General features: G+C 64.2%; 3 protein-coding genes and 1 pseudogene. 3 read left to right on the forward strand and 1 reads right to left on the reverse strand.

Features of this window, described 5'->3' with window-relative positions; genetic code table 11:
* Positions 1-51 precede the first annotated feature (51 nt).
* The 3 genes from IEW17_RS11300 to IEW17_RS11310 are packed head-to-tail and all read left to right on the forward strand — an operon-like array spanning position 52 to position 5,881.
* Positions 52-1,209, forward strand: coding sequence for an efflux RND transporter periplasmic adaptor subunit (locus IEW17_RS11300; RefSeq protein WP_188562150.1), 1,158 nt, complete (start codon positions 52-54; stop codon positions 1,207-1,209).
* Positions 1,210-1,221: 12 nt separating this feature from the next.
* Complete coding sequence (locus IEW17_RS11305; RefSeq protein WP_188562151.1) at positions 1,222-4,410, forward strand: efflux RND transporter permease subunit; 3,189 nt, start codon at positions 1,222-1,224, stop codon at positions 4,408-4,410.
* A gap of 13 nt (positions 4,411-4,423) precedes the next feature.
* Complete coding sequence (locus IEW17_RS11310) at positions 4,424-5,881, forward strand: efflux transporter outer membrane subunit (RefSeq protein ID WP_229748957.1); 1,458 nt, start codon at positions 4,424-4,426, stop codon at positions 5,879-5,881.
* 676 nt (positions 5,882-6,557) lie between these two features.
* On the opposite strand, the pseudogene IEW17_RS11315 reads toward IEW17_RS11310, so the two are convergent.
* Positions 6,558-6,794, reverse strand: a pseudogene (locus IEW17_RS11315) (IS630 family transposase); the annotation flags it as partial.

Consider the following 6,794-nt stretch of genomic DNA (forward strand, 5'->3'; position numbering starts at 1 on the left):
TTTTTTCTTTCTGGCTGCCCGGCCTCCGAACCACGGCCCATGCTACGCACCATGTCAATTCCTATTTTACGTGCCCTGCGCACTACCTGCCTGCCCCTGCTGCTAGCCGGTAGCGCCCTGCTCACCGGCTGCGGCCAAGGCGCGGCCGATACGCCCGGCGACGGGGCCGCCGCCGAGGAGCCGCTGGCCCTGCCCGTGGTGCGCCTCGTGGCCCACGACACGGTGCTCACCCGCGAGTACGTGGCCGACATTCAGGCCGTGCGCAACGTGGAATTGCGGGCGCGGGTGAAGGGCTTTCTGGAGAAAATATACGTGGACGAGGGGGAGCTGGTGAAGAAGGGCCAGCCCCTGTTCCGCATCACCGACACCGAGTACCGCACCCAGCTCGACCGCCTGCGCGCCGGGCGCAGCGACGCCACCGCCCAGGCCCGGGTGGCCACCCTGGAGCTGGAGCGCGTGCGCATGCTCACGAACGAGGACATCATTTCGAAAACCGAGTTGGACGTGGCGCTGGCCAAGCTGCGGTCTGCCGAGGCCCGGGTGCAGGAAGCCAAGTCGGGCGAGCGCAACGCGGCCCTGATGCTGACCTACACCCTGGTACGGGCGCCCTTCGACGGCGTGGTGAACCGCGAGCGCCTGAAGGTGGGCAGCCTGGTGGACGACGGCACCCTGCTCACCACGGTGACGGACGCGCGCGACGTGTTTGCCTACTTCAACGTGTCGGAAGCCGAGTACCTGGAATTTGTGAAGACCCGAAAAGCGGAGAAGAACGGCAGCCCCGTGCGCCTGGTGCTGGCCGATGGCTCGCTCTATGCCCCGCCAGGCAAGGTCGAAACCGTGGAAAGCCAGTTTCAGGCCGGCACCGGCGCCATTGCCTTCCGCGCCCGCTTCGTCAACGCCGAGCGGCTGCTCAAGCACGGCGCCACCGGCAAGGTGCGCCTGACCAGCACCGTGACCGATGCCGTGCTCGTGCCCCAAAAAGCGGTGTTCGAGCAGCAGGATAAAAATTATGTATACGTCGTGGACGGCCAGGGCCTGGTGCACCAGCAAAACTTCGTGCCCCAAACCCGCCTCGCCGAATTCTACGTGGTGAAAAGCGGCCTGAAAGCCGGTGAAACCATCGTGGTCGAGGGCATCCAGGACTTGCGCGACGGCACCCGCATCACCACCCGCCCGGTGACGCTGAATAGCCTCGCGGCCAACGAATAATCTCCGCACACTATGTTCAATATTTTCATTCGGCGGCCGGTGCTGTCGCTCGTCATCTCACTGTTTATTACGCTGCTGGGCGTGGGGGCGCTGTTTACGTTGCCCGTCACGCAGTTTCCCGACATCGTGCCGCCGTCCGTGACGGTGCGGGCCAAGTACAACGGGGCCAACGCCGAGGTGTGCGCCAAGGCCGTGGCCACGCCGCTGGAGCGCGCCATCAACGGCGTGCCGGGCATGACCTACATGAACACGGTGACCACCAACAACGGCACCACGCTGGTGGAGGTGTTTTTTGAAGTCGGCACCGACCCGGACCTGGCGGCCGTGGCCGTGCAGAACCGCGTGACCACGGTGATTGACGAGCTGCCCGAGGAAGTCATCAAGGCCGGGGTTTCGACCGAGAAAGAGGTGAACAGCATGCTGCTCTACCTCAACGTGGTGAGCGACAACAAGAACGTGGGCGAGAAGTTCATCTACAACTTCGCCGATATCAACGTGTTGCAGGAGCTCAAGCGCATCAAGGGCGTGGGCCTCGCCGAAATCATGGGTAACCGCGAGTACGCCATGCGCGTGTGGCTGCGGCCTGACCGGATGCTGGCCTACAAGGTGGGCGCCGACCAGGTGGTGAGCGCCATTCAGGCCCAGAACGTGGAAGCCGCCCCCGGCCGGACCGGCGAGAGCTCCGGGCAGAAATCCCAGCCCCTGCAGTACGTGCTGCGCTACACCGGCAAGCTTTTCGAGCCCGAGCAGTACAAGCAGATTGTGGTGCGCGCCAACCCCGACGGCTCGGTGCTGCGCCTGCAGGACGTGGCCAACGTGGAATTCGGCGTTCAGACCTACCGGATGCTGTCCAAAACCAACGGCCAGGCTTCGGCCGCCATCATGCTCAAGCAGCTGCCCGGCTCCAATGCCTCCGATGTGATTGCGGCGGTGAAAGAGCGCATGGCCGAGCTGCAGAAAACCAGTTTTCCGCCCGGCATGCGCTACACCGTGAGCTACGACGTGTCGCGCTTCCTCGACGCCAGCATTCACGAAGTGCTGCGCACGCTGGCGGAGGCGTTTTTGCTGGTATTCGTCATCGTTTTTCTGTTTTTGCAGGACTGGCGCTCCACGCTCATTCCGGCGTTGGCGGTGCCGGTGGCGCTGGTGGGCACGCTGTTTTTCATGCAGGTGATGGGCTTCAGCATTAACCTGCTCACGCTCTTCGCGCTGGTGCTGGCCATCGGAATTGTCGTCGACAACGCCATCGTGGTGGTGGAGGCCGTGCACGCCAAAATGCACGAGGAGCACCTGCCGGCGATGGACGCCACGCTGGCGGCAATGGGCGAAATCTCGGGCGCCATCGTGGCCATCACGCTGGTGATGTCGGCGGTGTTTATTCCGGTTTCGTTCATGAGCGGCCCGGTGGGCGTGTTCTACCGCCAGTTCTCGCTCACGCTGGCCATTGCCATCGTCATTTCGGGGGTGAACGCGCTGACGCTCACGCCCGCGCTGTGCGCGCTGCTGCTGAAAGAGCCGAAGCCGGACGCCGAGCGCACGGGGCTGCTGGGCCGGTTCTTTGCCGGCTTCAACCGCCGCTACGAGGCCTTTGCCGGGCGCTACCAGGGGCTGGTGCGCATGCTGGCCGCGCGCCGGCTGGTGACGGTGGGCCTGCTGGTGTTTTTCTTCGCCGCCACCTGGGGCGTCAGCACCATTCTGCCCACTGGCTTCATCCCCACCGAGGACCAGGGCATGGTGTACGTCAACGTGTCGGCCCCGCCCGGTGCCACCGTCGAGCGCACCCAGCGCGTGCTCGACCAGGTGCAGCGCGTGGCCCAGACCCTCAAGCCGGTGCAGTCCGTTTCGACCCTGGCCGGCTATAGCCTGATGAACGACGTGGCCGGCGCCTCTTACGGCATGGGCATGATAAACCTGGCCGCCTGGGACGAGCGCAAGGAATCGACCACCGACATTATCAACCAGCTCCGGGCCAAAACCCGCCACATCACCGACGCGCAGATTCAGTTCTTCACGCCGCCCACCGTGCCCGGCTTCGGCAACGCCGGCGGCTTCGACCTGCGGGTGCTTGACCGTACCGGCCGCGGCGACTTGCAGGCCACCTACCGGGTAACGCAGCGCTTCGTGGCGGCCCTGAACAAGACGCCCGCCATTGAAGGCGCGTTCTCCGGCTTCAACCCCAACTTCCCGCAGTACCTCATCCACCTCGACGCCGACCTGGCCGCCAAAAAGGGCGTGACCGTGGCCACGGCCATGAGCACCCTGCAAACCCTGATGGGCTCGAACTACGCCTCCAACTTCATCCGCTTCGGTCAGATGTACCGGGTGATGGTGCAGGCCCTGCCCAGCTTCCGCACCCAGCCCGAGGACGTGCTCAAACTTTACGTGAAGAATAACCGCGGCGAGATGGTGCCCTTTACCACGTTCCTGCGCTTGGAGCGCGTGTACGGCCCCGAGCAGCTCACCCGCTACAATATGTACACCTCGGCCACGCTCAACGGCGATGCCGCCCCGGGCTTCTCGTCGGGCGACGCCGTGAAGACCATCCAGGAAGTAGCCGCCAAGGAGCTGCCGCGCGGCTACAGCTACGAGTGGAGCGGCATGACGCGCGAGCAAATCATCTCCGGCAACCAGGCCCTCTACGTGTTCGGTATCGTGCTGCTGTTCGTGTATTTGCTGCTGGCGGCCCAGTACGAGAGCTTCGCCCTGCCGCTGCCGGTCATCCTGAGCTTGCCTACCGGCATCTTCGGGGCCTTTCTGGCTCTCAAGCTCTTTGGGCTTGAAAATAATATCTACGCCCAGGTTTCGCTGGTGATGCTCGTCGGCCTGCTCGGCAAAAACGCCATCCTCATCATCGAATTCGCCGTGCTGCGCCGCCAGCAAGGCGCCTCGGTGCTCGATGCCGCCGTGGAGGGCGCCCGCTCCCGCCTGCGGCCCATTCTGATGACGTCGTTCGCCTTTGTGGCCGGTCTGATTCCGCTGTGCGTTGCCACGGGCGCGGGCGCCATGGGCAACCGCTCCATCGGCACGGCCGCGGCGGGCGGCATGCTCATCGGGACGCTGTTTGGCGTGGTGCTCATTCCGGGCCTCTACGTGCTGTTTTCGCGGGATAAAAAGCAACCCGCCGCCCCGGCGGAAGGTCCGCTGACCGACCCCGCCCCGGCGCTCTCCCTCTTGGCCGAACCGGCCCACGCGACTGTTTAGCCCCTTTATGTTTGTGAATCTCCGTTCGTTCTTCCAATTACCCGCCCGGCGCGGCCTGGCAACGTTGGCTCTGCTGGCCCTGCTGGGTGGCTGCCAGGTGGCGGCCCCCCGGCTGACGCCGCCCCGCACCGCCCGCGTACCCGTCGCCTTCGCCACCGCCACCGCCACCGCTTCGGCCGATTCGGCCGGTATTGGCCAGCTGTCGTGGCGCCGCTTTTTCGCCGACTCGGCCCTGGTGGCCCTGATAGACACCGCCGTGCAGGCCAATCCCGACCTGCTCATCGCCATGCAGCGCGTGGAAGTGGCCCGCGCCGGGGTGCTGGTGGCCCGCGGGGCGCTGCTGCCCAGCGTCAGCGCCGTGGCAACCGGTGGCTTCGACCGGTTTGCCGACTATGCCGCCCTCGGCCAAACCAGCACCAACGACGGCCGGGAGCTGCCCAACGGGGTGCCTAATTTTTTCCTGGGTTTGAGCAGCGCCTGGGAAATCGACCTCTGGGGCAAGCTGCGCAGCCGCCGCGAGGCCGCGTTTGCCCGCCTGCTGGGCAGTGAGCAGGGTCGCCGACTGGTGCAAACCGCCCTGGTGGCCCAAGTGGCCAGCCTCTACTACGAGCTGCTGACCTACGACAACCAGCTGGTGGTACTGGGCAAAAACGGGGCTCTTCAGGAACGGGCCGTTGAAATCGTGAAGCTGCAAAAAAAGGGCGGCCGGGCCACCGAGCTGGCCGTGCAGCAGTTTGCGGCCCAGCTGCTGCGCACCCGTAGCCTCGAAGTCGAGGCCGACCAGCGCATTGCCGCCACCGAAAATGCCCTCAACCGCCTGCTGGGCCGCTACCCGCAGCCCATTCGCCGTGGCCGGCCGCTGACGGCCCAGGTGGTGCCCGCCGCCGTGGCCGCCGGCCTGCCCAGCGCCATGCTGCTGCGCCGGCCCGACGTGCAGCAGGCCGAACTAGAGTTGGTGGCCACCCGCGCCGACGTGGCGGCCGCCCGCGCCGCGTTCCTGCCCTCCCTTACCCTAGCGTCCTACCTAGGCGTGAATGCCTACTCGCCGGCCCTGCTGCTGCCAACCCCCAGCTCGCTGACCCTTGGGCTGCTGGCCGGCCTGACGGCCCCGGTACTCAACCGCAGTTTGGTCAAGGCCAGCTACGGCCGCGCCAGGGCCCAGCAGCAGGCCGCGTACCTGGGCTACCAAAAAGCGGTGCAGACCGGCTTCGAGGAGGTGACCACCAACCTGCGCGGCCTCGACAACTACCGGCGCGTGGCCGACCTGCGCCAGCAGGAGGTGGCCGCCCTCACCCGCGCCGTCAACGTTTCTAATACCCTCTACCGGGCCAGCTACGCCAACTACCTCGAAGTAGTGACGGCCCAGCGCAGCGTGCTCGACGCGGAACTGAGCCTGACCGCTGCCCGCCGCGAGCAGTTCCTGCTGCTCACCGACCTCTACCGCGCCCTGGGCGGCGGCTGGTCTATGTAGCTAATAATGAGTAGGCCAAGCGGCCAAAGTACGGGGCATGAGGGGCCGAAGGAGCATGCGAACCGTTCAAAAAAACGGATGTCACGCCTTACAACTACCTGCGCCACCGGGGTTTCGTCATTCACAGTCATCGCAAAGCCGCCACGGGCAAGACGAGCGGTTGAATTTGTACCGGATTTTTGCCCGTTCCCGATGGTTTTGTGTGTTGTCAGGGGCATGACCCAGCGCTCCCTTTTGCTTTTGCCACCCTTTTTTAAGCCCTCCGCCATGCACCTCGAAAACACGCGAGACCATTGGGAGGAAGAGTATTCCACCAATCAGGCCGCCGAGGTCAGCTAGACCCAGCCCGTGCCCACCACCTCGTTGGAATTCATGCGCTCGTTTGCGCTGAACAAACAGGCCCGGATTCTGGACGTGGGCGCCGACCACAGCCGAGTGGTCGATTTCTGCTGGCCGAAGGCTGAAAATCAGATATTAGACTTGTTCCCTAATAGGAAACACTGAGAAAAATTAGCGGTCATGCTGAGCTTGTCGAAGCATCTCTACCGAACGACACCCAAACGATGCGGTAGAGATGCTTCGACAAGCTCAGCATGACGTTCTATAGGTACGTTTGCTAATTCAGGAACAAGTCTATTTACTGCCAATGTGCCGCTCCACTAGTGGTTAAAAAATATTAAATAGTCGGGTATAGTTTGGCTAGTTTAATGCGGGCATCGGCGGTTTTGAATTGCCAATTTCGCGGCCTGGACTTTGCGTTTTGTTGGTCTTTCCAACACGCCACAGCCGCTTGCACGGCGGCTTTGTCGGCAAAGGCGCGGTTGAGGGCTTGGCGGCCGAGGACGGTGAATTCGATTTCGGCCATGTTGAGCCACGAACCGTGGACGGGGGTGTAGATGATTTCCATTCGTTG

The sequence above is a fragment of the Hymenobacter frigidus genome, assembly GCF_014640435.1.
Taxonomy (GTDB): Bacteria; Bacteroidota; Bacteroidia; order Cytophagales; family Hymenobacteraceae; genus Hymenobacter; species Hymenobacter frigidus.